The 23,774-nt window shown below is 70.0% G+C and carries 26 protein-coding genes; 14 read left to right on the forward strand and 12 right to left on the reverse strand.

What is annotated here, in order from left to right; all coding sequences use genetic code 11:
- Positions 1-39: 39 nt before the first annotated feature.
- The 5 genes from P9K36_RS04585 to P9K36_RS04605 all read right to left on the reverse strand — a co-directional run bounded on the left by P9K36_RS04585 (position 40) and on the right by P9K36_RS04605 (position 6,077).
- Positions 40-1,173, reverse strand: a complete 1,134-nt coding sequence (locus tag P9K36_RS04585) for a hemolysin family protein (protein WP_043383936.1) — start codon at positions 1,171-1,173, stop codon at positions 40-42.
- A 36-nt stretch (positions 1,174-1,209) separates the two neighbouring features.
- Entirely contained in the window at positions 1,210-1,689 is a 480-nt protein-coding gene (gene ybeY / locus P9K36_RS04590) for an rRNA maturation RNase YbeY (protein ID WP_043345720.1), read from the reverse strand.
- Positions 1,690-1,691: 2 nt separating this feature from the next.
- Positions 1,692-2,738, reverse strand: coding sequence for a PhoH family protein (locus P9K36_RS04595; RefSeq protein WP_244447776.1), 1,047 nt, complete (start codon positions 2,736-2,738; stop codon positions 1,692-1,694).
- Between the two features lie 97 nt (positions 2,739-2,835).
- Positions 2,836-4,173: a tRNA (N6-isopentenyl adenosine(37)-C2)-methylthiotransferase MiaB gene (gene miaB / locus P9K36_RS04600; RefSeq protein WP_043755741.1), complete on the reverse strand. Its 1,338-nt coding sequence runs from the start codon at positions 4,171-4,173 to the stop codon at positions 2,836-2,838.
- A 167-nt stretch (positions 4,174-4,340) separates the two neighbouring features.
- Positions 4,341-6,077, reverse strand: coding sequence for an L-lactate permease (locus tag P9K36_RS04605; RefSeq protein ID WP_043383926.1), 1,737 nt, complete (start codon positions 6,075-6,077; stop codon positions 4,341-4,343).
- 298 nt (positions 6,078-6,375) lie between these two features.
- Here P9K36_RS04605 and P9K36_RS04610 point away from each other — a divergent pair, with 298 nt between their 5' ends.
- Complete coding sequence (locus P9K36_RS04610; protein ID WP_043755743.1) at positions 6,376-6,621, forward strand: pentapeptide MXKDX repeat protein; 246 nt, start codon at positions 6,376-6,378, stop codon at positions 6,619-6,621.
- Positions 6,622-6,744: 123 nt separating this feature from the next.
- On the opposite strand, the gene P9K36_RS04615 is transcribed toward P9K36_RS04610, so the two are convergent.
- The 4 genes from P9K36_RS04615 to P9K36_RS04630 all read right to left on the reverse strand — a co-directional run bounded on the left by P9K36_RS04615 (position 6,745) and on the right by P9K36_RS04630 (position 9,727).
- Entirely contained in the window at positions 6,745-7,614 is an 870-nt protein-coding gene (locus P9K36_RS04615) for a lysophospholipid acyltransferase family protein (RefSeq protein ID WP_043755745.1), read from the reverse strand.
- Positions 7,615-7,618: 4 nt separating this feature from the next.
- Entirely contained in the window at positions 7,619-8,134 is a 516-nt protein-coding gene (locus tag P9K36_RS04620) for a GNAT family N-acetyltransferase (RefSeq protein WP_043345740.1), read from the reverse strand.
- The gene (gene tsaB / locus P9K36_RS04625; protein ID WP_043760775.1) at positions 8,131-8,805 is read right to left on the reverse strand and encodes a tRNA (adenosine(37)-N6)-threonylcarbamoyltransferase complex dimerization subunit type 1 TsaB; all 675 of its coding nucleotides are present in this window, start codon (positions 8,803-8,805) and stop codon (positions 8,131-8,133) included. The genes P9K36_RS04620 and tsaB overlap by 4 nt, the downstream gene beginning before the upstream one ends.
- Positions 8,806-9,160: 355 nt before the next feature.
- Positions 9,161-9,727 (reverse strand): NifU family protein, encoded by a 567-nt coding sequence (locus P9K36_RS04630; RefSeq protein ID WP_043345741.1) that lies wholly within the window; start codon positions 9,725-9,727, stop codon positions 9,161-9,163.
- 186 nt (positions 9,728-9,913) lie between these two features.
- Between P9K36_RS04630 and P9K36_RS04635 the strand changes: the two genes are divergently transcribed.
- The 4 genes from P9K36_RS04635 to P9K36_RS04650 all read left to right on the forward strand — a co-directional run bounded on the left by P9K36_RS04635 (position 9,914) and on the right by P9K36_RS04650 (position 12,134).
- On the forward strand, positions 9,914-10,372 hold the full coding sequence (locus P9K36_RS04635) for an atp-dependent helicase (RefSeq protein ID WP_335633064.1): 459 nt from the start codon (positions 9,914-9,916) through the stop codon (positions 10,370-10,372).
- Positions 10,373-10,494: 122 nt separating this feature from the next.
- Positions 10,495-10,902, forward strand: a complete 408-nt coding sequence (locus P9K36_RS04640) for a DUF2934 domain-containing protein (RefSeq protein WP_043755748.1) — start codon at positions 10,495-10,497, stop codon at positions 10,900-10,902.
- A 169-nt stretch (positions 10,903-11,071) separates the two neighbouring features.
- Entirely contained in the window at positions 11,072-11,737 is a 666-nt protein-coding gene (locus P9K36_RS04645) for an HAD family hydrolase (protein WP_043755750.1), read from the forward strand.
- Between the two features lie 190 nt (positions 11,738-11,927).
- Positions 11,928-12,134, forward strand: a complete 207-nt coding sequence (locus P9K36_RS04650) for a hypothetical protein (RefSeq protein ID WP_043351410.1) — start codon at positions 11,928-11,930, stop codon at positions 12,132-12,134.
- 15 nt (positions 12,135-12,149) lie between these two features.
- Here the strand turns inward: P9K36_RS04650 and P9K36_RS04655 are convergent, their stop codons facing one another.
- From P9K36_RS04655 to P9K36_RS04665, 3 genes are all read right to left on the reverse strand, one after another.
- Positions 12,150-12,437 (reverse strand): hypothetical protein, encoded by a 288-nt coding sequence (locus P9K36_RS04655; protein WP_043383910.1) that lies wholly within the window; start codon positions 12,435-12,437, stop codon positions 12,150-12,152.
- 109 nt (positions 12,438-12,546) lie between these two features.
- Positions 12,547-12,840: a hypothetical protein gene (locus P9K36_RS04660; RefSeq protein WP_043351407.1), complete on the reverse strand. Its 294-nt coding sequence runs from the start codon at positions 12,838-12,840 to the stop codon at positions 12,547-12,549.
- 168 nt (positions 12,841-13,008) lie between these two features.
- Positions 13,009-13,389: a DUF6481 family protein gene (locus tag P9K36_RS04665; protein ID WP_043351405.1), complete on the reverse strand. Its 381-nt coding sequence runs from the start codon at positions 13,387-13,389 to the stop codon at positions 13,009-13,011.
- Positions 13,390-14,218: 829 nt separating this feature from the next.
- On the opposite strand from P9K36_RS04665, the gene P9K36_RS04670 reads away from it, so the two are divergent.
- From P9K36_RS04670 to P9K36_RS04710, 9 genes are all read left to right on the forward strand, one after another.
- The gene (locus P9K36_RS04670; RefSeq protein WP_043755751.1) at positions 14,219-14,413 is read left to right on the forward strand and encodes an AtzG-like protein; all 195 of its coding nucleotides are present in this window, start codon (positions 14,219-14,221) and stop codon (positions 14,411-14,413) included.
- Positions 14,410-15,807 (forward strand): AtzE family amidohydrolase, encoded by a 1,398-nt coding sequence (locus P9K36_RS04675; RefSeq protein WP_043755752.1) that lies wholly within the window; start codon positions 14,410-14,412, stop codon positions 15,805-15,807. The genes P9K36_RS04670 and P9K36_RS04675 overlap by 4 nt, the downstream gene beginning before the upstream one ends.
- Complete coding sequence (hpxZ, locus tag P9K36_RS04680; RefSeq protein ID WP_043351400.1) at positions 15,807-16,190, forward strand: oxalurate catabolism protein HpxZ; 384 nt, start codon at positions 15,807-15,809, stop codon at positions 16,188-16,190. The genes P9K36_RS04675 and hpxZ overlap by 1 nt, the downstream gene beginning before the upstream one ends.
- Positions 16,191-16,299: 109 nt before the next feature.
- Positions 16,300-17,922 carry an ABC transporter substrate-binding protein gene (locus P9K36_RS04685; protein ID WP_043755753.1) on the forward strand — a complete coding sequence of 541 codons (1,623 nt, stop codon included), beginning with the start codon at positions 16,300-16,302 and terminating at the stop codon, positions 17,920-17,922.
- A gap of 258 nt (positions 17,923-18,180) precedes the next feature.
- Positions 18,181-19,134, forward strand: a complete 954-nt coding sequence (locus P9K36_RS04690; protein WP_043383901.1) for an ABC transporter permease — start codon at positions 18,181-18,183, stop codon at positions 19,132-19,134.
- 14 nt (positions 19,135-19,148) lie between these two features.
- Positions 19,149-20,084 (forward strand): ABC transporter permease, encoded by a 936-nt coding sequence (locus P9K36_RS04695; RefSeq protein WP_043351394.1) that lies wholly within the window; start codon positions 19,149-19,151, stop codon positions 20,082-20,084.
- Positions 20,081-21,136, forward strand: a complete 1,056-nt coding sequence (locus P9K36_RS04700; RefSeq protein ID WP_043755754.1) for an ABC transporter ATP-binding protein — start codon at positions 20,081-20,083, stop codon at positions 21,134-21,136. The genes P9K36_RS04695 and P9K36_RS04700 overlap by 4 nt, the downstream gene beginning before the upstream one ends.
- A gap of 8 nt (positions 21,137-21,144) precedes the next feature.
- Entirely contained in the window at positions 21,145-22,182 is a 1,038-nt protein-coding gene (locus P9K36_RS04705) for an ABC transporter ATP-binding protein (RefSeq protein WP_043351393.1), read from the forward strand.
- A gap of 88 nt (positions 22,183-22,270) precedes the next feature.
- The gene (locus P9K36_RS04710) at positions 22,271-23,530 is read left to right on the forward strand and encodes a hypothetical protein (RefSeq protein WP_043755758.1); all 1,260 of its coding nucleotides are present in this window, start codon (positions 22,271-22,273) and stop codon (positions 23,528-23,530) included.
- Positions 23,531-23,774 lie beyond the last annotated feature (244 nt).

A 23,774-nucleotide genomic window follows, 5' to 3' on the forward strand; every position in this document is an offset into this window, starting at 1 on the left:
CGGGCGAAACCGTCTGCCAGACCCGTCACGCCACGACCGTCACGGGTGCGGCGTCTCGGCGACCGGGGGGCTCGATGGCGGGGGCAGGGCGAGCGGCACGACGGTCCCGATCCGCGCCGCGCCCTTGTGGAACCGCAGGCGCTTCAGACGCCGCGGATCGGCGTCGAGCACCTCGAATTCGAGATCGCCCGGACCGGCGATCAGCTCGCCCCGCGACGGGACGCGGCCCGCCAGCGTCACGATCATGCCGCCGAGCGTATCGATCTCCTCGGCCATCTCGCCGACCGCCGCCACGAGGTCCACGCCCGTCACCTCGGAGACCTCGGCCAGCGGCGTGCGCGCGTCGGCCACGAAGACCTCGCCCTCGCCGTCGACGCGCTGGACGAAACTGTCCTCCGCGACGTCGTGCTCGTCCTCGATGTCGCCGACCACGACCTCGATCAGGTCCTCGATGGAGATCAGCCCGTCGGTGCCGCCATACTCGTCGATGACGAGCGCCATATGGGTGCGGGTCGCCTGCATGCGCACCAGCAGGTCGATCGCCGGCATGGAGGGCGGGACGAACAGGACCGGCCGCTGGATGCGCGTCGCCGCCAGGGTCGTCGTCAGGTCGACCTTTCCGAGGTCCAGGCCCCGCGGCACCCGCGGAGCCGGCCGGCGCGGCCGCGGTGCGGCCGCCGCATCCGCGGTACCGTCGACCACGGTCTCTGCGGGCTTCACGACCGCGGCGGCACTGCGCCGGGCCGGCTCGGCCTTGGCGGCGATGTGATCGACGAGGTCGCGGATGTGGACCATGCCGCGGGGGTCGTCGAGGGTCTCGCCATAGACCGGCAGCCGGGAATGACCGGCCGTGCGGAACAGTTTGAGCAAGTCGCCGAGACTCGTGTCGTTCGACACGGCGACGATGTCGGCCCGGGGGACCATCACGTCGTCGACGCGCACCTTATGCAGGCCGAGGACATTCTTGAGCATGACACGCTCAAGCGGCGTGAGGCCGCTCTCGCCGGCATCCGGCTCCGCCAGCGCCTCCTCAAGACCCTCGCGCAGCGAATCGCGCGGCTTGAGATGAAGTGCCTGGAGCAGGCGGTCGTACCAGGGCTCCCGATGCGGGGATTCACCCTCGGTGGAACTGGGCGCGGCCAGGGCCGCGCCGCGACTTCGATCGTTGCTCATGTCTCTCGGGTCTGGGGTCGATCGGGCGTCGCGCGCTCAGGCATAGGGATCCGGGATGCCCAGCGTCGCGAGAGCCGCGACCTCAAGGGCTTCCATGGCATCGGCCTCGGCCTCGCCGATCTCGTGGTCCTGACCGAGACAATGCAGGATGCCATGGACGAGCAGATGGGCGAGGTGATTCTGGAGCGGCTTCGACTGCTCCGCACTTTCGCGCACCAGGGTCTCGTAAGCAAGGACCACGTCGCCGAGGGGCGTCGGAACGCCGGGATGCACCGGCTGCGGGGCGGCGGGGAAGGACAGGACGTTGGTCGGCTTGTCCTTGCCGCGCCAGGTCCGGTTGAGGTCCTGCACCGCGGCATCGTCGGCCAGCAGGATGCTGACCTCGACAGGTCCGTCCGGCCGGTCGGGGGCGATGGCGAGGCCGGCTTCCACGGCGCGCGTGACCCAGGCTTCGAGGTCCGGGATCGCCGTCTCCCAGCGCGCGTCCTCGACGGCGAGATCGATCGCGTGCGGCATGCTCACGCCAGCGGCCGTCGGCGGGGATTGGGATTGCGGTCGGCCTCGGCGCTGCCGTGGGCGGCGCGCTCGTAGGCGGTGACGATCCGGCGCACGAGGTCGTGGCGGACCACGTCGACATCCTTGAACCGCACGCGCCCGATCCCCTCGACGCCGTCCAGGACGCCGACCGCTTCCACGAGGCCGGATTTCTGGCCCGGCGGCAAATCGATCTGGCTGGGATCGCCCGTGATGATCATGCGGGAGCCCTCGCCCAGGCGGGTGAGGAACATCTTCATCTGCATGGAGGTCGTGTTCTGCGCCTCGTCGAGGAGCACCACGGCGTTGGTGAGGGTGCGGCCACGCATGAAGGCCAGCGGCGCGATCTCGATCGTGCCGGTCTGCAGGCCGCGGTCGACGTGACGCGCCTCCATGAAGTCGTAGAGGGCGTCATAGATCGGCCGCAGGTAGGGATCGACCTTCTCGCGCATGTCGCCGGGCAGGAAGCCCAGGCGCTCCCCGGCCTCGACCGCCGGACGCGACAGGATCAGCCGCTCGGCATGGCCCTGCTCCAGGAGCGATACGGCGTGGCCGACCGCGAGCCAGGTCTTGCCGGTCCCGGCGGGCCCCTCGGCGAAGACCAGCTCATTGGTGCGCAGGAGCTTGATGTACTCGTCCTGTGCCGGATTGCGGGCCCGCACGGCGCCGCGCTTGCGCGTTGCGATCTGCTCGAAATGCGGCGTGTCGGCCTCGGCGGCGATCGCCGCCGCCGGGAACAGGGTTGCCTGGGCGGTGGCTTCGCGGATGGCGCCGTCGACGTCGCCGAGGCTGAGGGTGCTGCCGCCGGTCCGCACTCGGGCGTAGAGTTTCTGGAACACCCGCCGCGCCGTCTCGACGGCGTCTGCGGGGCCCTTGATGACGAGATGGTTGCCGAGCGCCGTGGCGGTCACATTTAGCCGGCGCTCGATATGGGCGACGTTCTGGTCGTATTGGCCGAAGACGAGGCTCGCGAGGCGGTTGTCGTCGAAAGTCAGCGGCACCTCGACCGCCTCGTCCGATCCGGCCGGCAGCGCCGCCGGGCCGCGACCCCGGAGCGCGCCGCGCGCACCCCCACCGTCCGACGCGCTCAATCCGTCATCCTCGCCATCCGTCCGACCGTTCCGATCCTCACGCCGCCGCAGCCTCCGAGACGAGTTCCCCGAACAGGCTGTTGGCGCCCGCCTCGGTGATCCGCACCGGCACCACCTGTCCGATATGGTGCGGCGCGGCGTCGAACTGGACGGCCAGCAGGTGCGGCGTCTTGCCCGCGACCTGACCCGGGTGCCGTCCCGGCTTCTCCACCAGCACGTCGAAGACCCGGCCCTCGGCCGCCCGCTGATAGGCGTGCCGCTGGCTGTCGAGGAGCGCCTGCAGCTCGGCGAGCCGCGCGGCCATCACGGCCTCAGACACCTGATCGGTGCGGTCTGCGGCCGGCGTCCCGGGACGGGGGCTGTACTTGAACGAGAATGCGCTCTCGAACCCGACGTCGCGCACGAGCCGCAAAGTCTCGGCGAAATCCGCATCGGTCTCGCCGGGGAAGCCGACGATGAAATCGGAGGACAGGGCGATGTCCGGCCGCACGGTCCGGATCCGGTCGATCAACCGGCGATAAGCATCGCCGGTGTGCTTCCGGTTCATGGCGGCGAGGATCCGGTCCGACCCCGACTGCACCGGCAGGTGCAGGTAGGGCATCAGGGCCGGCACCTCGGCATGGGCCCGGATCAGGGCCTCGTCGAAGTCGTTCGGATGGCTCGTCGTGTAGCGGATCCGCGCGATGCCGGGGATGCTGGCCACCGCCCGCACCAGCCCGGCAAGACCCACGGGCGCGCCGTCGGGCCCGTCGCCGTGATAGGCGTTGACGTTCTGACCGATGAGGGTGATCTCGCGCACGCCCCCTTCGGCGAGCTTCTCGGCCTCGGCGAGCACGGCCGCCACGGACCGCGAGACCTCCGCACCCCGTGTGTAGGGCACCACGCAGAAAGCGCAGAATTTGTCGCAGCCCTCCTGCACGGTCAGGAAGGCCGAGGCCCCGAGGGTCCGCCGACGGGGCAGGTGGTCGAACTTGTCCTCGACGGGAAATTCGGTGTCGACGACGCGGCGCTCGCGGGACCGTGTCAGGAGATCGGGCAGGCGGTGATAGCTCTGCGGCCCGACCACCACGTCGACAGCGGGCTGCCGCGCCTGGATCTCGGCGCCCTCGGCCTGGGCGACGCAGCCGGCCACGACGATGCGGGTGTCGAGGCCTTTCGCCTTCCGTTCACCTTTCAGGACGCGCAGCCGCCCGAGTTCGGAATAGACCTTCTCGGCAGCCTTCTCGCGGATATGGCAGGTGTTGAGGACCACGACATCGGCGTCCTCGACCGAGTCGGTCGCCGTGTAGCCCTCGGCGCCCAGGACGTCGGCCATGCGGGCCGCATCGTAGGCGTTCATCTGGCAACCGTAGGATTTGACGTAGGCCTTCTTCAACGCGCGCCGTCCTGAACCAATCCGCTTCAATCCCCACGCCCGTCCCGCGACGCGGGCCGGCGCGTGGCCTGTAGCACGGATCGCGCGGCCCGTCGCGGCGCCAAAACGCGACCGGCCGCCCGAAGGCGGCCGGTGCAACGGTGCGGCGGAGGATTCCTCCGCCGGCCTCAGTGGGCCGCCGGCGCGGCGGCGGGCAGGTCAATGACCATCTGCTGGAAGAAGGGCACGTAGGCCTGCAGCATCACGAACAGGCCGACCAGGCAGGCGAGCGCGATCGAGTGCCAGAACACGAAGCGCAGGATCTTGCCTTCCTGGCCGAAATAGCCCGTGGCCGTGGAGGCGACGACGATCGACTGGGCGTCGATCATCTTGCCCATGACGCCGCCGGACGAGTTCGCCGCCGCCATCAGCACGCCGGACAGGCCGAGCTGCTCGGCCGTGATCCTCTGGAGGCCGCCGAACAGCACGTTCGAGGCCGTGTCCGACCCGGTGAGCGCCACGCCGAGCCAGCCGAGGAGCGTCCCGAAGAACGGGTAGAGGATGCCGGTTCCGGCGAAGGCGAGGCCGAGGGTCGCATCGACGCCCGCGTAGCGGGTGAGGACGCCGAGCGCGAGCATCGCCGAGATCGTGATCAGCGAGTACCGCAAGGCCCAGATGGTCTCGAAATACGCCGTCACGAGGCGCACCGGCGAGAACCGCATGATCAGGCCGGAGATGATCGCGGCGATCAGCACGCCCGTACCGGTGTAGGACATGTAGGTGAACAGGAAGACCGCACCCTCGGGCACCGGCTTGGCCACCACCGGGGGCACCTTCATGATCACGTTGTGCAGGCCCGGCACCTCGTACTTCCAGGTGAAGATCGGGTTGACGATGCCCTTGAACCAGCCGGTTCCCCAGATGGCGACGACCACGGACAGGATGACCCACGGCACCCAAGCCCAGAGGATTTCGCCCTGGGACGCCGTGCGTGCGCCGATATGGACCGGGGGCGTGCCGGGCACGCCGGCGCCGAGCGCCACCGGGCGCGGACCGGCCACGGCGAGCGACGGATCGTGCCCGCGCAGCGCCGGCGACGTCCAGATCTCGCGGGGCTGCCAGACCTTCAGGAACAGGACCAGGGCCAGCATCGAGGCGATCGAGGCGCCGATATCGACGATCCAGGGATTGACGTAGTTCGAGATCAGGAACTGCGCGACCGCGAAGGAGGCGCCGCAGACCAGGATCGGCGGCCATACCCGGATCATGCCGCGGAAGCCCGCGAACACCCAGATCAGCCAGAACGGCACGATCAGCGAGAACAGCGGCAGCTGCCGGCCGATCATCGCGCCGAGGATCTCCGGCGGGTAGCCGGTCACCGAGGCGAGTCCCTGGATCGGCGCGCCGAGCGCCCCGAAGGCCACCGGCGCGGTGTTGGCGATGAGCGACAGGCCCGAAGCGGCGAGCGGCGAGAAGCCGAGGCCGATCAGGATCGCGCCGGTGACGGCGACCGGGGTGCCGAAGCCGCCCGCGCCCTCGAAGAAGGCGCCGAACGCGAAGGCCACCAGCAAGAGCTGCAGGCGCCGGTCGGCCGTGATGCCGGCCACCGATTGCTGCAGAATCGCGAACCAGCCCTTCTCCACCGTCAGCCGGTAGAGGAAGATGACGTTGAGGATGATCCAGCCGATCGGGAAGAAGCCCGTGACCATCCCGAGGATGGCCGCCCGGCTGGCGAGATCGGTCGGCATGCCGAAGCCGACGATGGCCACCAGCATGGCGAGGCCGAGGGCGATGACGGCCGCAATATGGGCCTTCACGCGCCCGCTGGCGATCATGGCGAGCAGTGCGATGACCGGCACTGAAGCGGCGAGCGTCGAGAGCCAAGCGCTCCCGAACGGATCGTAAACCTGATTCCAGGTTTGCAACGGGCGTCCTCCACAAATCCCGACTGTTCCGGGTTGCGGCCTAGCTAGCAGACGGGTTCGACCCGCTCAATGCGTTGCATCATGTATTCCGGGGTCGTGCCTCTGGAGCTTCGGAGATCTGAGGCCCCAAGATCTCGCATCCCGCCTGACGTCGGCGCGGGTCCGACGCCGGAACGGGCCTGTTCGGGCGCTAACACACTCGCCCGACGAACGTTTTCTGCAGCCCCGTAACCGCGGGCCGAAGACGGCCGAACGTCCGGATGTGCTGCATGATCAGCACAGTTCGCGAGGTTTCGACATGCGCAACGGATTACAGCTCTCCGCCGCCTTCTTCGCCGCCGCGCTGGCCGCGGCTCCGGCCGTAGCGGAGACCATGAACAAGGATGCGATGAGCAAGAATTCCATGGCCAAGGACAGCATGGCCAAGGACAGCATGGCCAAGGACTCCATGCATAAGGGAGCCATGGAAAAGTCGGCTCCCATGGGAAAAACCGATGCCATGGACAAGGGTGCGATGAGCCGGAGTGACGCACCGAAGCGGTAGAGCACGGCAGACGCGCGGCGGAGACCGGCCGGGATCGGCAGATCCGTCGCGCGTCTCGAACCGCGCTGTCCGGGACCGCGGCGCCGGGGACCACCTGCCGAGCCCGCGGTCGAACGGCTCCGCTCAGACCGTCGCAATCTCCTGACCCTGGAGGCCGAGATCGCTGGCCGCTGGCCGGACATTCGGCGCGGGCGCGACCCCGTCGCCGCCCGCGCCGATGCCCCGCAGGGCCGCGCGCACCTCGGCCTCCGCGGCGGCCGTGGCGGCCTTCCGGTCGGTTGTCGCCTCGAAGACGATCGGCGCCCCCCAGACGACGTGCACGTCGATGGGGCCGCCCTGCACGAAGGCGGCGAGGTGGGGGGCCAACTCCATGTCCCCGTACCAGGCGATCTCAGCGCGCTCGGCCCGCGTCACCGGCAGGCCGTTGCGACGGGGATAGGTGATGGCCAGCGGCTGGAGGCGCACCCGGCCGCGCCCGGCCTCGGCTTGCAATGCCGCCCGGGCTGCGCCGACCAGGGAGGAGCGGAACGGCAGGAGCCGGGTTCCGTCGCCGGTGGTCCCCTCCGCGAACAGAACGACGAGCTCCCCTTCGGCCAGCCGATGGCCCATGGCGGTGCTGACGGTGGCGGTTGCCCCGCGCCGCTGCCGGTCGATGTAGATCGTCCGCTGCAGCCCCGCGAGGGCGCCGATCAGCGGCCAGCCGGCGATCTCGGACTTCGCCACGAAGGAGAGCGGCCGCAGCGACCCCACCGCGATGATATCCAGCCACGAGACGTGATTGGCGAGCACCAGGGCCGCCTCGCCGGGGGCAGGGGGTGTTCCGCTCTGCATGACCCGCACCCCGAACAGGCGCAGGAAAGCACGGTGGAACAGGACCGGCGCCAGGGCCGCGCGGCGACGCAGCAGCCGCAGGGCGATCCAGTGCGGAGGCCCCAGCACCGCGAAGGCGAGGCCGAGAGCCGCGACGCGCCAAGCGATACCGAGGCGGCTCACGGCGTCACAGATCGGCGCTCATCGTCAGCGCAGTCGCACGGCTGCCGTCGGCCTTGAGATAGTAGCCGGTGCGCGAGCCCACCTGTCGGAAGCCGTGGCGCGCGTAGAGCCGCAGGGCGGGGGCGTTGCCCTCGTCGACCTCCAGATGCACCCGGGCAACCCCGGCGAGGGCGAGGCTCGACAGGTGCTCGCGGAGCAGCTTGCGGCTGTGGCCGCCGCCGCGCAGCGCCGGGGACAGGACCACCGTCAGGATCTCCGCCTCGTCGGCCGCCCGGCGCGAGAGCACGAAGCCGTGGAGCGTGCCCGCACGCCACAGGGCGTGCGCCTGGGTCGAACGCTCGCAGAGCATGCGCTCGAATTCGTGGGCCTCCCAGGGCCGCGCGAAGGCGGTCGCGTGGAGCCGGGCGAGGGCAGGGGCCTGCGCCGCGTCGCGGAGCGGGGCGACGTAAGGCTCCGGGGTCAGCGCGTCCCACCACGCGAACCACCAGTCGAAGGGCCAGAAAGGCAGCGGGCGGGTCATCGCCGTGCGATCCGCGCATGATCCTGCGGCCGGGCATCCGGCCCGCGCAGGTAGAGAGGCCGTGCCAGCGCCTGCGCCGGGTCTGCGACGAGACCGAGGGAGGCCACCGACGCGATATCCGGGCCGGAGACGTTGGCGACGCGCGCCGCGACGCCGCGTTCGGCGAGCGCCGTGGCCAGCATCGGCGCACCGGAGCCCGTGAGCACCACCGGGCCGGAACCCAGCTGCTCGGCCGCTGCCTCGACGGCGAGGTGCGCGGGGGCGAGGCCGTCGCCGGGACCGAGGGCCTGGACGTAGACGGCGCCGTGGCGGGCATCGATCACCGCCGCGATCGTGCCCTCGACGGTCTCCGCCAGGAGGGGAGCGAGGAGAGCCGAGAGGGTGCCGACGCCGACGACCGGCTTTCCGGTGGCGAGTCCGATGGCCCGGGCCGCCGACAGGCCGACCCGCAGCCCGGTGTAGCTGCCCGGCCCGACCGTCACGGCGACGCGGTCGATCGCCTCAAATCCGCCCTCGACCCGGGCGATTACCCGCTCGATCAGCGGCAGCAGGGATTCCGCGTGGCCGCGCGCCATCGGCAGCGCCTCGGCGGCGAGGGGCGCCTCGGACTCCTCCGCCATGACGCAGGCGGCGCAGGTGTCCAGCGCTGTGTCGATGGCCAGGATACGCACGCTCACTCCCACAGGACGGTCCGAACCGGCCGCTTCCTCCTGCGTCACGACGGACGCGAAGAGTCTCAAGCGTTAGAGCAAAACCGCCGCTTCGTCAGCGGCGGGGGAGACCGAGCCGGCTCTTCGGCGGTCGAGTGTTGCCGGCTTGCGCCGCTCGGCCTGCACACTGGGAGGCCCCAAGGCCGCACCAAGGTCGGACGCCTTCGCTCGGCGCGCGGCCGCGGCACGGATCACGCCCTCTGGCGCCGGCGACGACGCGCGTCACCCGCTTGAAACGCGGCGTCGACGGCCTTGGGAAAGCTCGAGGGCGATGCCGGCCGGCAGGATCCTCGAGCTATACCGCGGAAACGGATCGTCAGATCGCCTGGACTTCGCGGATCTCCGGCAGGAAGTGCCGGAACAGGTTCTGCACGCCGTGCCGCAGGGTCGCCGTGGAGGACGGACAGCCCGAGCAGGCGCCCTTCATTTCCAGGTAGACCACGCCCTCCTTGTAGCCGCGGAAGGTGATGTCGCCGCCGTCGCCCGCCACCGCCGGGCGCACCCGGGTCTCGAGCAGGTCCTTGATGGTCACGACGGTGTCGTGGTCGGCCTCGTCGTAGAACTCGTCGCTGGGCTCGATCTCGCCGTGGCTGCCCTCGGCCATCACGGGCACGCCGGACTGGAAGTGCTCCATGATCGCACCGAGCACCGCCGGCTTCACCTGCGCCCACTCCGAGCCGTCCTCGGCCTTGGTCACGGAGATGAAGTCGTGCCCGAAATAGACGCCCGCCACACCCGGGACGGTGAACAGCGCCGCAGCCAGGGGCGACCGGGCGGCGGCCTCGGGATCCCGCGCCTCGAAGGTCGATTCCGGAAGGACGACACGGCCGGGCAGGAACTTCAGGGTGGCCGGGTTCGGCGTGGCTTCGGTCTGGATGAACATGGTGGGATCACTCCGCTGCGCCGGTTCAAGGCCGGCCGGGACAGGCGCCGCGAGGCACCGCCTTCCATGTGGACCGGCAAGCGGATTTTCTCAACCGGTCGTGGCGTCCGCGCCCATCGACGAGAGTGGACATTCCTGCAGCGGCGCGACAGGACGGGCGGAATCGGGATGCCAGAGGAGCCGGCAGTGGACGTGACCGCGGACCAGACCCTCGCGCAGGAATTGCTGAAGGATCTGCGCGAGACACAGATCAAGCTGGAAGCCGCGCGGACGGAGGCGGCGTCGCTCAAGGTGCTGCTGGCGTTGCGCACCCATCAGCACGACCAGGCCTGGCAGGACGGGCGGCGCCTGGCGGCCGCGCTCGAAGACGCGGAGGCGCGCACGAAGGCGGCCACCGAGCAGGACGCGGCGCGGGAGAACACCGCGTCGGCCGAAGCCGTGGCGATGGCCGACGAGCGCACCGAGGCGGTCCGGACCGTGCTGTCGGCCGTCCTCGCGAGCATCGGCCAGCGCGCCCTCGACCGGCGCCGGTTCCAGGAGATGATCGCCCGGGCCGGACGCGAGGCGCCGGATCAGGGACCCGGTGCGGCTCGCCACGCGGTACTCCTGACCGAGGCGCGGCGGGTGCTCGGGATCGCCGAATAGGCCGCGGGCACGTTCGCTCGGAGAGGGGCCGCGTCCGGCTCCCGGCCCCGGCGGGCAGGGTTAACCGACGCTTAACCTGACTCTCCCATCGTCGATCCCGGGACGGACAGGAGATCGACTGCATGCTGATCAGCGAGCACCAGGTGCGCGAATGCGCCTACTACATCTGGGAGAACGAGGGCCGGATTCACGGCCATGCGGCCGCCCACTGGATCCGCGCCGAAGCCGAGCTGCGCGCCAACGCGATGCTGGCGGCCGGCGTCGCCTCCAAGACGGTCGAAGCTCCGAAGGCCACCAAGGCCGCCGCTGCGAAGACCGCTTCAGCCAAGCCCGCGGCCGCCAAGCCTGCGACCACGAAGTCGGCCTCCGCTAAGCCGACCGCCGCCAAGCCGACCGCTGCCAAGCCCGCGGCCGTGAAGGCCGCCGCGAAGCCGGTGGCCCCGAAGACCGTTCGCGCGTCCAAGGCGGCGGTGACCGCCGGCCTCGCCGCCAAGGCGAAGCCTGCCCGGACCGCAGCCTCGATGCACTGACGGGCCGGCGCCGCCGCGCCGATGACGTTTCAGGAGCCCGCTTCCCGAGGGGAGGCGGGCTTCCGTCGTGCAAGCATCCGGCTCCGCGAATCCGGCCTCGCGGAACAGGCTGGCCCCGGCCCGGTTGTCCGGCCGAACGCGGGCGCCGGGCACCGCGAGGGGGCTCGCGATGCGCGCGGCGATTTTCGACATCGACGGAACGCTGCTCGACAGCGTCGATCTGCATGCCCGGGCCTGGGTGGAGGCCTTCGCGCATTTCGGGGTGACGACCGACCCGGCGGAAGTGCGGCGACAGATCGGCAAGGGCGGCGACGAGTTGATGCCCGTCTTCCTGTCGCAAGAGCGGATCAGGCGCGAGGGCGAAGCGATCGAGGCGTACCGCTCGGACCTGTTCAAGCGGCGCTACCTGCCGGATGTGCGGCCCTTCCCCGGTGTCCGCCCGCTGTTCGAGCGCATCCACGAGGCCGGCCTGACCATCGCCCTGGCCTCGTCCGGTAAGCGTACCGAGGTGGATCGCTACACCGAGATCCTCGGGATCGGCGATCTCGTGGACGTCGCCACCAGTGCGGACGATGCCGACCGCTCGAAGCCGCATCCTGACATCTTCCAGGCCGCCTTGCGGAAGCTCGACGGCGTGGCGCCGGACGCGGCGCACGTCGTCGGGGACACGCCCTACGATGCCGAGGCCGCTGCAAAGGCGGGACTGCCCACGATCGGCCTGCTCTGCGGCGGCTTCCCGGAAGCGGATCTGACCGCTGCGGGCTGCGTGGCGATCTATCGAGATTCCCAGGACCTGCTCGCCGGGTTCGCGTCCTCGCCGCTGGCCGGCACCTGAAATCGCGATCGGGCAAGCCGATTCGGACTCTCAGCCCGAGTCGTCCACACTTTACCGCCGCGCTGTTGCCCCACGGTGACGGAGACTGATGCCGGCTACGTAATCGCGCGAAAGGGGCTGGTGTCCGTCGATCGAAAGGCGTAGCGACCCGCCCGCCAATCTGGACTCTTTCGAAGGACGAGCGCCTCGCATGCCCCAGACTCATCAGGCCGGCCCGGCACCGCGCTACGTTCCGGCCGCCAAGTCCCTGCCGGAGCAGATCGCCGACGCCGTTGCGTGTCGTTCGACCCCGCTCAGCCACTTGCTGCGCCTGATGGCCGCGCTCGATGCCGAGGGTGGCAACGAGGCCCTGCGCCTCCGCCTCCGCGCGCGGATCGGCGCGCCGCTCGACGCCTGACAGCGCCGCCGCCGCTCAGCGGCGTCGGCTGCGATGCCGCCGACCACCGCGCCGGGCCGCCGGCGCGGTCACCTGTGCGACGCGCTTCATGCAGGCGAAATAGATTCGCCGCCCGATCTCCTCGAGTTCCAAACCCTGAGGGTTCGGCGTGGAGAACACCTTGGCGCGGGCCTCAAGGCGGCATGCCGCATCCTCGGGGCTCCGAATCGGAGGCTCTGCGCGGGCCGTTCCACAGCTCAGCGCCGATGCGATCCAGACCGCGGCGAACATCGACACGCGGGTGCTTTCGAGGATACGCGGCATACTGATGTTCAGGGCTCACACGCTCAAGACGTGAGAAATAGCGCGTCTTGCTGAGCCGTGAAGCTTCGTCAGAGTGCTGGCCTGACCGAAAAACGAGGGCGTGCCCGGCTTACGGGACAACCCAGAGACACCGCCCCGCATCGGCAACACTCATGCACTCGTAAGGCGCCCCGCCGATCAAGGCCCGTTGCTCGACGGCGCCGATGGCGCTGCGCGGGATGCGGCGGCAACCGGTCTCCCCAAGCGCTTGACGCTCGGCACCCGCGGCAGCATCGATCCGGCGTGCGGAGATCAGCGTCTCGCAGGCGGTCACCGTCTCCGAATCCTGCGCGTGGGCCTGTTCGGCGGCGAGGAGGATCGGCAGAGCGCCGACGATGAGGGCCAGTCTCGTCCAGGATTGCATCGCGACCTCGGCTGCGCCCGCCGAGCGAGGACGTCGCGGGTTCGACCGGCCCCAACGCGCGGGCACACGCAGCGGTTGCCGAGCGGGCATGACCCAAAACGCGAAGACGCCCGCCTGGCGGGCGGACGTCTTCGGTTTCCGTGGCGTGAAGGAGCCGTCGGTGCGCGTTCAGCGCTTGGTCTTGACCTTTGCCTTGCGGGCCGCGTAGCGCGCATCGCGCTGGGCCTTCTTGGCAGCCAGTTCGGCCGACTTGCGCTCCTGCGCCGCGGCCAACTCGGCGGCCTCGCGGGCGAGCTGGGCGGCGAGTTCCGCCTCCTCCCGCTGACGCTTCTCTTCGGCGGCCTGCCGCTCGGCGGCGATCCGGGCCGCCTCGCGCTCGCGGGAACGCTCCTCGCGGGCCTTGGCGATCTCCGCGCGGGCCTTCGCCTTGGCGATCACCTCCGGATCATCGGCCGGCGGACGGGCCTTGAACTTGGCCAGCAAGGCGGCCTTGGCGTTCTGGGAGTTCTGACGACGGTCGTCGAAATTCCTGTAGTCGAATGCGCTCATCTGACCTTTCTCAGTTGGGTACGTCTCGCGTGTCGCGGGGACATCCGGCGGGGCCGGGCACGTACGGAGTCTGCCGGTTCCAACGCCGTCCCCGCGCCCCGGAACCGCACCGATCCATCGGCTGTACCGATGGTCCGACCCGAACGCTCGGCGTGCGTCTGAACGCTCGGGTCGAACCATTGTTTCGAAGATCGCAGAGCCCTTAACCAGAGCTCCCCACACGATGCAATCGTCGGAACCTGCGCAGGCGGGCGACAAAGCGACAATCCACGCCGTCTCTGTAAGAGTTTCGTCCGGCGATGCGGAAAAACCTCAAGCCGAGGGCCGGGCCGCAAGGTCGGCACGCCCGCGTGTGGCTCCCGTCATCCTGCAGGTCTGACTGTGGATGATGTAGGTAGGTCGCGTGCGCGCTGAGAACAAGGATTGAACGTTCGCAATCCACCGACACATGGACAGCCGGGCCAAGGCGACGCCGTCTCAGGCTATACCTGCGCGGTCTTGCTTCCGGGCGGAGCATTCTTCGATCGCAAAGCAGACCTGCAAAATCGGCAGTCTATAGGAGGTCTTGGCTAACCGGCCACGTGCAACGGCCACCGAAGCCACCTCGACCGGAGACCGGGCGCGCCCGAATCCCGGTCCTGCTTACGACGCGGCGCCCAAAGCGCGGGCAACTGACCGCGCCGCCCCCGGATGCCGCGTCGCGTTCGTCGATATGCTCAACATTTAGGCACAATCGGATGCCGATCGGCAGATCTGTCGCGGCCTGCGCGGCACAAGGCCTGCTTCCCCCGCGAGACCTGCCTGAATCGACATCACACCGAAAGCAGCGATGCCCGAGACCTGCCCGCCCTTCGATCCCGAGAGCTATGCCGCCGTCACGGCAGCGCTGCTCGGCCTCCCGCTCGATCCCGCCTGGATGGGGCCGATCACGGCCAATCTCCGTGTCCTGGCCGCAGCGGCCGCGTTGGTGGAGGCGTTCCCCCTCGCCGACGAGATCGATGCGGCGCCGAGGTTCGAAGCGTGAGCGCATACGAGCTTTCGACGGCCGTCGCGGTCGCCGCGGCCATCACCGACGGCCACACCACCGCACGGCAGGTCGTCACGGCGGCTCTCGACCGGATCGAGCGGCTGGACGGCCGGGTCGGCGCCTTCACCGACGTGGTGGCTGCCCGCGCCCTGGCCAGAGCCGACGCCCAGGATGCCGCGCTGAGCGGCGGAGCGAAGCCGGGACCGCTGACCGGCGTGCCGTTCGCGGTGAAGAACCTGATCGACATCGCGGGCCTGCCCACCCGCGCCGGATCGAAGATCAATCGCGAGCGGCCTCCGGCCGAGAGGGACGGTGCCCTGTTGCGGCGCCTGGAGGCGGCGGGAGCCATCCTCGTGGGCGCCCTCAACATGGGCGAATACGCCTACGACTTCACAGGCGAGAACGTCCACGACGGCGACGCCCACAATCCGCACGCCCTCGATCACATGACCGGCGGCTCGTCCGGCGGCTCAGGCGCGGCCCTCGCCGCCGGCATGGTGCCCCTGACGCTGGGCTCGGACACCAACGGATCGATCCGCGTCCCCGCCGCCTTCTGCGGCTGCTTCGGCCTCAAGCCGACCTACGGCCGGCTGACCCGCGCGGGCAGCTTCCCCTTCGTGGGGAGCCTCGATCATCTCGGGCCCCTGGCCCGGAGCGTGACCGACCTCGCGCTCGCCTATGACGTGATGCAGGGCCCCGATCCGGACGATCCGGTGGCGACGCTCCGGCCGGCGGAGCCGGTCCTTCCGCATCTCGATGCGGGGATCGATGGCCTGCGCATCGCGGTGGCCGGCGGCCATTTCGCGCGCGGCGGCGACCCGGACGCCTTCGCGGCGGTTGCGCGCGCCGCCGAGGTCCTGGGTGCGCGCGGCACGGTCGAGTTGCCGGAAGCGCACCGCGCCCGCGCGGCCGCCTACCTGATCACCGCCGCGGAGGGCGCGACGCTGCACCTCGACCGGCTGCGGACGCGCCCGCAGGATTTCGATCCGGCGGTGCGGGACCGGTTGATCGCCGGGGCCATGATCCCGGCCCCCCATGTGGAGCGGGCGCAGCGGTTCCGCCGCTGGTACCGGGCGCGGGTGCTGGAGCTGTTCGAGACCGTCGACGTGATCCTGGCCCCGGCCACGCCCTGCCGGGCGCCGAAGGGCGGACAGACGCACTTCGTCCTCGACGGCGTCACGCTGCCGGTGCGCGCCAATATCGGCGTGTTCACGCAGCCGATCTCGTTCATCGGCCTGCCGGTGGTGGCGGCACCGATCCGGCTCGACGCGGGATTGCCCCTGGGGGTCCAGGTGATCGCCGCGCCCTGGCGCGAGGATCTCGTCCTGCGCGTGGCGCGTCACCTCGAACGAACCGGCGTCAGCACGTCGCCGATCGCGGAGCTTGCCTGATGATCATCGACGATCCCGCCGTGAAAGCCGAGGTCGAGGCCGCGTTCCGGGCCTACGAGACGGCACTGACGACCAACGACGTCCCGACCCTCGAGGCCCTGTTCCGGGACGATCCGCTGACCATCCGCTACGGCATCGGCGAGAATCTCTACGGCATGGACGCGATCCGCGCCTTCCGCCGGGCCCGATCGCCGGTGGGCCTGGAGCGCACCCTGGCGCAGACGCAGATCACCACCTACGGGCGCGACTTCGCCACCGCGATGACGCTGTTCGCCCGCGCCAGCGCGCCGGGCAAGATCGGCCGCCAGAGCCAGACCTGGGCGCGCTTCCCCGAAGGCTGGCGGGTGGTCGCCGCCCATGTAAGCCTGATCGACGCGCAATAGCCACGACACGCTCCCTGCATGCAGGACGATCCGTCTGGCCGCAGGCTTGCATAAGGTCGAGCGTATCCCGGGCCCTCAGGCTCGGGCCAACGTGAGCACCCGACGCAAGATGCTGTCCCGTCTGAGAAAACTCGGCGCCCGTGCGGCGCTGGCCGGCGCCCTGGTGCTCTCCGCGAGCACCGCTGCCCTCGCGCAGGGGACGCTGCGGATCGGCATGACCGCCTCCGACATCCCGCTGACCACCGGCCAGACCGACAATGGCGGCGAGGGCATGCGGTTCATGGGCTACACGGTCTATGACGGCCTGATCAATTGGGACCTGTCGAGCGCCGAACTGGCCTCCGACCTCGTGCCGGGCCTCGCCACCAGCTGGGGCGTCGACGCCACCGACAAGACCAAGTGGACCTTCAAGCTCCGGCCGGGCGTGAAATTCCACGACGGCTCGGACTTCACCGCCGACGCGGTGGTTTGGAACCTCGACAAGCTCCTGAAGGCCGACGCGCCGCAATACGACCCGCGCCAATCCGCCCAGGGCAAGACCCGCATCCCAGCGGTGGCGAGCTACCGGGTGGTCGACCCGCTGACCGTCGAGATCACCACCAAGGCCCCCGACGCGACGCTGCCCTACCAGATCGCCTGGATCATGATGTCCTCGCCCGCCCAGTGGGAGAAGCTCGGCAAGTCCTGGGACGCCTTCGCCAAGCAGCCCTCGGGCACCGGCCCGTGGAAGCTGACCCTGTTCGCCCCGCGCGAGCGCGCCGAGATGGTGCCGTTCAAGGAATACTGGGACGCGAACCGCGTCCCGAAGCTCGACAAGCTCGTGCTGATCCCGCTGCCGGAGGCCAATGCCCGGACCGCAGCGCTCCGCTCCGGTCAGGTGGACTGGATCGAGGCGCCCGCTCCGGACTCGGTGGCGTCGCTGAAGAGCGCCGGCTTCACCGTCGTCACCAACGCCTACCCGCATAACTGGACGTGGCACCTCTCGCGCGTCGAGGGCTCGCCCTGGAACGACATCCGCGTGCGCAAGGCGGCGAATCTCGCCATCGATCGCGACGGTCTGAAGGAACTGCTCGGCGGCCTCGCGATCCCCGCCAAGGGCTTCATGCCGCCCGGCCATCAATGGTTCGGCCATCCGACCTTCGATGTGAAATATGACCCCGACGCCGCCAAGAAGCTGCTCGCCGAAGCCGGCTACAGCCCCGCGAAGCCGCTGAAGCTGAAGGTGGCGATCTCGGCCTCGGGCTCGGGCCAGATGCAGCCGCTGCCGATGAACGAATTCGTCCAGCAGAACCTCGCCGACGTGGGCATCCAGGTCGATTACGAGGTGGTCGAGTGGAACACGCTCATCAACATCTGGCGGGCCGGCGCCAAGGCCGACATCTCCCGCGGCGTCTCGGCGATCAACTACTCGTACTTCATCCAGGATCCGTTCACCGGCTTCATCCGCCATCTGCAGTGCAACTTCGCCCCGCCGAACGGCACGAACTGGGGCTATTATTGCGACCCTGCGATGGACAAGCTGTTCGATCAGGTCCGCAACACCTTCGACAAGACCGAGCAGACCAAGGTCTTGGAAAAGATCCACGAGAAGTATGTCGACGACGCGCTGTTCATCATGATCACGCACGACGTCAATCCGCGGGCGATGAGCCCCAAGGTCAAGGGCTTCGTCCAGGCGCAGAACTGGTTCCAGGACTTCTCGAAGATTACGATGGCGACGGCGGGGCGGTAGCGCCGCCGTCGTGCCTGCGAGCTATCGGAGGCACGGAGCGGGTTTTCTGGAGGGGCGGGTTCCCTCTCCTATGCGGGAGAGGGACAGGGTGCGGGGTGCGACCTCTCTGGATGGACCTGATCCCTCACCCCAACCCTCTCCCGCACGGGAGAGGGGGGATTGTCGCGCCTCGCAAGGACCGAAGCGTGATCTTCGAAGGCTCTCCACGGCGGGGGCGACCGGACGGCGACAAAATATCGGTGGGCCAAAAGGCGAATAATGCTGCTCTACATCCTCAAACGGCTGGTCTACGTGACGCCCGTGGCGTTCGGGGTCAGCGTCGTCTGCTTCCTCCTCGTCCATCTCGCGCCGGGCGATCCCCTGAGCGCGGTCCTGCCCGCCGACGCCACCCAGGCGACCATCGACGAGATGCGGGCCGCCTACGGGTTCGATAAGCCCCTGCCGGTCCAGTACCTGATCTGGCTGTGGCACGTGCTGCACGGCGATCTCGGCACCTCCATCGCCACGGGCCGGCCGGTGCTCGGCGAGGTTAGCCGCGCCGTGGTGAACTCGCTGATCCTCGCCTCGGTGGCGACCGTGATCGGGTTCACCTTCGGCACCCTGTTCGGCTTCGTGGCGGGCTACCACCGCAACTCGCTGGCCGACCGGGCCGCCTCCGCCGTCTCGGTCTTCGGCGTGAGCGTGCCGCATTACTGGCTCGGCATGGTCCTAGTGATCGTGTTCTCGGCCAATCTCGGCTGGCTTCCGCCCACCGGCGCCGGGCCCGACGGCTCCGGCAACTGGCGGCCCGACTTCGAGCACCTGCGTTACCTGATCCTGCCGGCGATCACGATGTCGGTGATCCCGATGGGGATCATCGCCCGCACCGTCCGGGCGCTGGTAGCCGACATCCTGTCCCAGGACTTCGTCGAGGCCCTGCGCGCCAAGGGCATGGATGAGCGCGGCGTGTTCCGGCATGTCGTGCGCAACGCCGCCCCGACGGCGCTGGCCATCATGGGCCTGCAGCTCGGCTACCTGCTGGGCGGCTCGATCCTGGTCGAGACCGTGTTCGCGTGGCCGGGCACCGGCTTCCTCCTCAACGCCGCGATCTTCCAGCGGGACCTGCCCCTGCTGCAGGGCTCGATCCTCGTGCTGGCGATGTTCTTCGTGGCCCTCAACCTGCTGGTGGACGTGATGCAGACCGCCCTCGACCCGCGCATCGAGCGCGCCTGACCCGGAGCCCGATGATGACTGCTCCCGTCACCGCGGCCTCCGTGGCCCTCGACGGCGGCGTGCTTGCCGCCGAGGACGTGACCCACGGGCCGGAGGCCGCCTTCGCCCCGTCGCGGGGCTTCTGGGGCCATGTCGGCCACCGTCTGGTGCGCGACCCCGTCGCCATGGGCGCCGGCGCCGTGATCCTGATCGTCGTGCTCATCGCGATCCTCTCGCCGTGGATCACCCCGATGGATCCCTACAAGGGCTCCATGCTGCGCCGCCTGAAGCATGTCGGCGACGCCACCTACTGGCTGGGCTCGGACGAGCTCGGCCGCGACATGATCAGCCGGCTGATGCTGGGCTCGCGGCTGTCGCTGTTCATCGGCGTCACCCCGGTGCTGATCGCCTTCGTGATCGGCTCCGGCATCGGCATCCTGGCGGGCTATGTCGGAGGCTGGACCAACACGATCCTGATGCGCACCATCGACGTCTTCTTCGCGTTTCCGTCCGTGCTCCTCGCGATCGCGCTGTCCGGGGCGCTCGGCGCCGGCATCTTCAACTCGATCGTCTCGCTGACCTGCGTTTTCGTGCCCCAGATCGCCCGGGTGGCGGAGAGCGTCACCACGGGCATCCGCAAGCGCGATTACATCGACGCCGCCAAGCTGTCGGGCGCCTCGGCGCTGACGATCATGCGCGTGCAGGTGCTGGGCAACGTCGTCGGGCCGATCTTCGTCTACGCGACCAGCCTGATCTCGGTCTCGATGATCCTGGCCTCCGGCCTGTCGTTCCTCGGCCTCGGCGTGCGCCCGCCCGAGCCCGAATGGGGCCTGATGCTGAACACCCTGCGCACCGCGATCTACGTCAACCCGGTCGTGGCCGCCCTCCCGGGCGTCTGCATCTTCATCGTCTCGATCGCCTTCAACCTGTTCTCGGACGGGCTCCGGTCCGCCATGGAGATTCGCCAGTGAGCGTCATCCCGGACGCCCCCGACCCGTTCGCCCGCGACCGCGGCGGACCCGCCCAGCCGCTCCTGTCGGTCTCGGGCCTCATCAAACACTTCCCGGTCCGCAAGGCCGGCGGAAAAAAGCAGGTGGTCCGCGCCGTCGACGGCGTCGATTTCGACGTGCTCAAGGGCGAGACGCTGGGCATCGTCGGCGAATCCGGCTGCGGGAAGTCGACCACCGCCAAGCTGCTGATGGGCCTGATCGAGCGCGATTCCGGCCAGATGTTGTACGACGGTCAGGCCATCGGCGAGCGCGCCATGCCGTGGCGGGCCTACCGCCGTCAGGTCCAGATGGTCTTCCAGGACAGCTACGCCTCGCTCAATCCGCGCATGACCGTGGAGCAGTCGATCGCCTTCGGCCCGAAGGTGAACGGCGTGCCCGGCCGGGAGGCGGTGGAGCGCGCCCGCGCGCTGCTCGCCCGGGTCGGCCTGGAGCCGAAGCGCTTCGCCGGGCGCTACCCGCACGAGATCTCCGGCGGCCAGCGCCAGCGGGTCAACATCGCCCGCTCCCTCGCCCTGGAGCCGCGGCTCGTGCTGCTCGACGAGGCGGTCTCGGCGCTCGACAAGTCCGTGGAGGCGCAGGTCCTGAACCTGCTGCTCGACCTCAAGGCCGAGTTCGGCCTGACCTACATCTTCATCAGCCACGACCTGAACGTCGTGCGCTTCATCTCCGACCGGGTGATGGTGATGTATCTCGGCCGGGTTGCGGAGATCGGGCCGTCCGACACGGTGCTCGACGCACCGGCGCATCCCTACACCGAGGCGCTGCTCGCCTCGATGCCGTCGCTCGATCCCGACAACCGCACCCAGGCCGCGCTGCTGGCCGGCGACCCGCCGAACCCGATCGACCCGCCCCCGGGCTGCCGCTTCCACCCGCGCTGCGCCCTGGCGGAGGGCGTGTGCAGCCAGAAGGAACCGCCCCTCGACGCAATCCGGCCCCTGCACCGTGTCGCCTGCCTCGCCCGTCAGCCCGGATCGGGCCATTCCGCGGCCCGCGCAGACGCGCTCGCCGCATGAGCATGCCCATGAGCACGCCGATCTCTTCCTCAGAACCCGCAGTCGTCCTCAAGGACCTGCGCGTCGCCTTCGGCAAGGTTCAGGTGGTCGACGGCGTCGACCTCACCGTGGAGCGTGGTCAGGCGATGGCGCTGATCGGCGAATCCGGTTCCGGCAAGAGCGTCACGCTCCGCGCGATCCTGCGGCTGTTCCCGGAAGGGCGCAGCCGCATCGAGGGCCGGATCCTGGCCGCCGGCAGGGACGTACAGGCGCTCACCAAGCGTCAGCTCGCCGATTTCCGCGGCGGCGACGTCTCGATGATCTTCCAGGAGCCGCTGCTCGCCTTCGACCCGGTCTACACCGTGGGCCGGCAGATCACCGAGGCGATCCTGCGCCACGAAACGATCTCCAAGGACGAAGCCCGGAAGCGGGCGCTGGCCCTGTTCGAGCGGGTGCGGATCCCGAGCCCGGAGCGGCGGCTCGACAACTACCCGCACGAGATGTCGGGCGGCATGCGCCAGAGAGCGATGATCGCGCTGGCGCTGGCCTGCCGGCCGCAGGTGCTGCTCGCCGACGAGCCGACCACGGCGCTGGACGCCACGGTGCAGATCCAGGTGCTGCTGCTCCTGCGCGAGCTCCAGCGCGACCTCGGCCTGTCGATCATCATCGTCACCCACGATCTCGGCGCGGCCGTGGAGGTCGCCGACCGGATTGCCGTGATGTACGCGGGCAAGATCGTCGAGACCGGCACCGCGCATCAGGTGGTCCTGGACCCGCACCACCCCTACACGATCGGCCTTCTGCGCAGCCGGGCGGAAGGGGCGCTGGCCAAGGGCTCCCGGCTCGAGACCATCCCGGGCAGCCCGCCCGACCTCGCGAACCGCCCGCCGGGCTGCCCCTTCGCGCCGCGCTGCTTCCTGGCCGAGGAGCGCTGCCGCCGGGAGATGCCGCCGGTCGCCGAGATCGCCCCCGGCCACCGCGTCGCCTGCTGGCGGACCGAGGAGGCCTCGGCGGCCTACCGGGCCGGCCCGACGCCCGTGCGCGCCGCCGAGCCGGTCCCGGCCTGACCTCGACGCCCCCGCGCCGAGGCTTTATCCGGCTCGGCGCGGTCCCGCGGTGGCGGACCGCGTCCGATCCGGCCGCGCGGGCGTCACGATGAGCCAAGTCCTCTCCGAGCCAGTCTCGTCCGAGATCCTGCTCGTTCCCCGGGGCGAGGCCGGGCACTTCCTGACGGCGGCCCTCGGCTGGCTGGGCAAGCGGATCACCGTCACGGCCCAGCCCGGCACGGCGAATCACGTCCTCTGCCTCCCCGTCCTCGATTTCGTGCGCCTCGGCTTTCCGGAGGCGAACGGCCGCCTCGACCTCCTCGAACCGGGAGACGCCGAGAACCTCCGCGCCGGGCGCGCCGCGCTCCTCCTCGATCTCTCCAACGAGGGGCCGGGCCTGCACGCGCCGACCTTCGAGGCGCTTCACCGCAACCTCGCGGGGCTCGGCATCCCGCGCGATCGGGTGATCCTAGTCACGCAGAACCGGCTGCTGCGGCTCGATTACGAGCGGCTCTACGGCGAGGGCCTGCGGTTCTGGACCTTCGAGTTCTTCCCGCTCCAGGTTGCCCTCTGGCTGGACGCCGAGGCGGGTCCGCGGCTCTTCCCCCAGCATGCCCTCGATCGCACCGGCTACACGCCCTTCGCCCGCGCCTCCGGCCCGGCCCGCTTCCTCTGCCAGAACGCGGCTTTGCGCTGGCACCGAGTGCTGCTCTACCGGTGGTTCCAGCTCAACGGGCTGGACAGGGACGGGCTGATCTCCTTCCACGGCATCGGCGAGGACAACCCGAAGGCGGGCGGCATCAACGTCTTCCACGCCCCGCCGGAGATCGAGGCGGCTTTCGGCCCTCTGCTCGCCGATGTCGGCAGCTGGATCCCGCGCCGGGCGCGGCGGATCGATGCCGATCAGGGCACCGACATGGTCATGACCCTCGACACCGGCGCCTACGCGGAGTGCGACCTGACCGTCATCTCGGAGACCGACTTCTTCGAGCTGGGTGTCGAGCGCATCACCGAGAAATCCATCAAGGCGGCGGCGACGGGCCTGCCCTTCGTGATGGTGGGCGCGCCGCGCGCCGTCGAGCGGCTGTCCGAACTCGGCTTCCAGACCTTCGGCGGCCTGATCGACCACCATTACGATCTCGCGGCCGACCCGGCCGAGCGCCTGCCGCTCGTGTTCCGGTCGATCGAGCGGGCCTGGGCGACGTGTCGGGGCGACCGGGCGCGCTGGCATCGTCTGGCCCGGGAGCAGGCTGAAGCCAATGTCGCCCATGCCCGAACCGGATTGCTGCCGCAGCTCGACCGGGTGATGGTCGCCCCGCTGATCGTGCGCCTGGCCCGGTTCATGGAAACGGGCGCGATCGTGCACTGACGGCACTCCGACCGTGACCGCAGCCCCTCTGTCGCCGGACCGCCATTGCACCACCTGCGGGCGCGGCCACTACATCGCCGTCCGGTTCTGCCCCTTCTGCGGCGCCGCCCAGGAGCTGCCGCGGTCCGGCCCGGATGACGGGCCCGTCCCCGCGGTCCACGTCCTGCTGGTGCCGTCACCGGAATTGGACCGACCCGCGCGCGCGACGGCGCCGTCCGCCCCGGAAGCCCTGCTTCCCCCAGCG

Source organism: Methylobacterium sp. 391_Methyba4 (assembly GCF_029691625.1).
GTDB lineage: Bacteria > Pseudomonadota > Alphaproteobacteria > Rhizobiales > Beijerinckiaceae > Methylobacterium > Methylobacterium fujisawaense.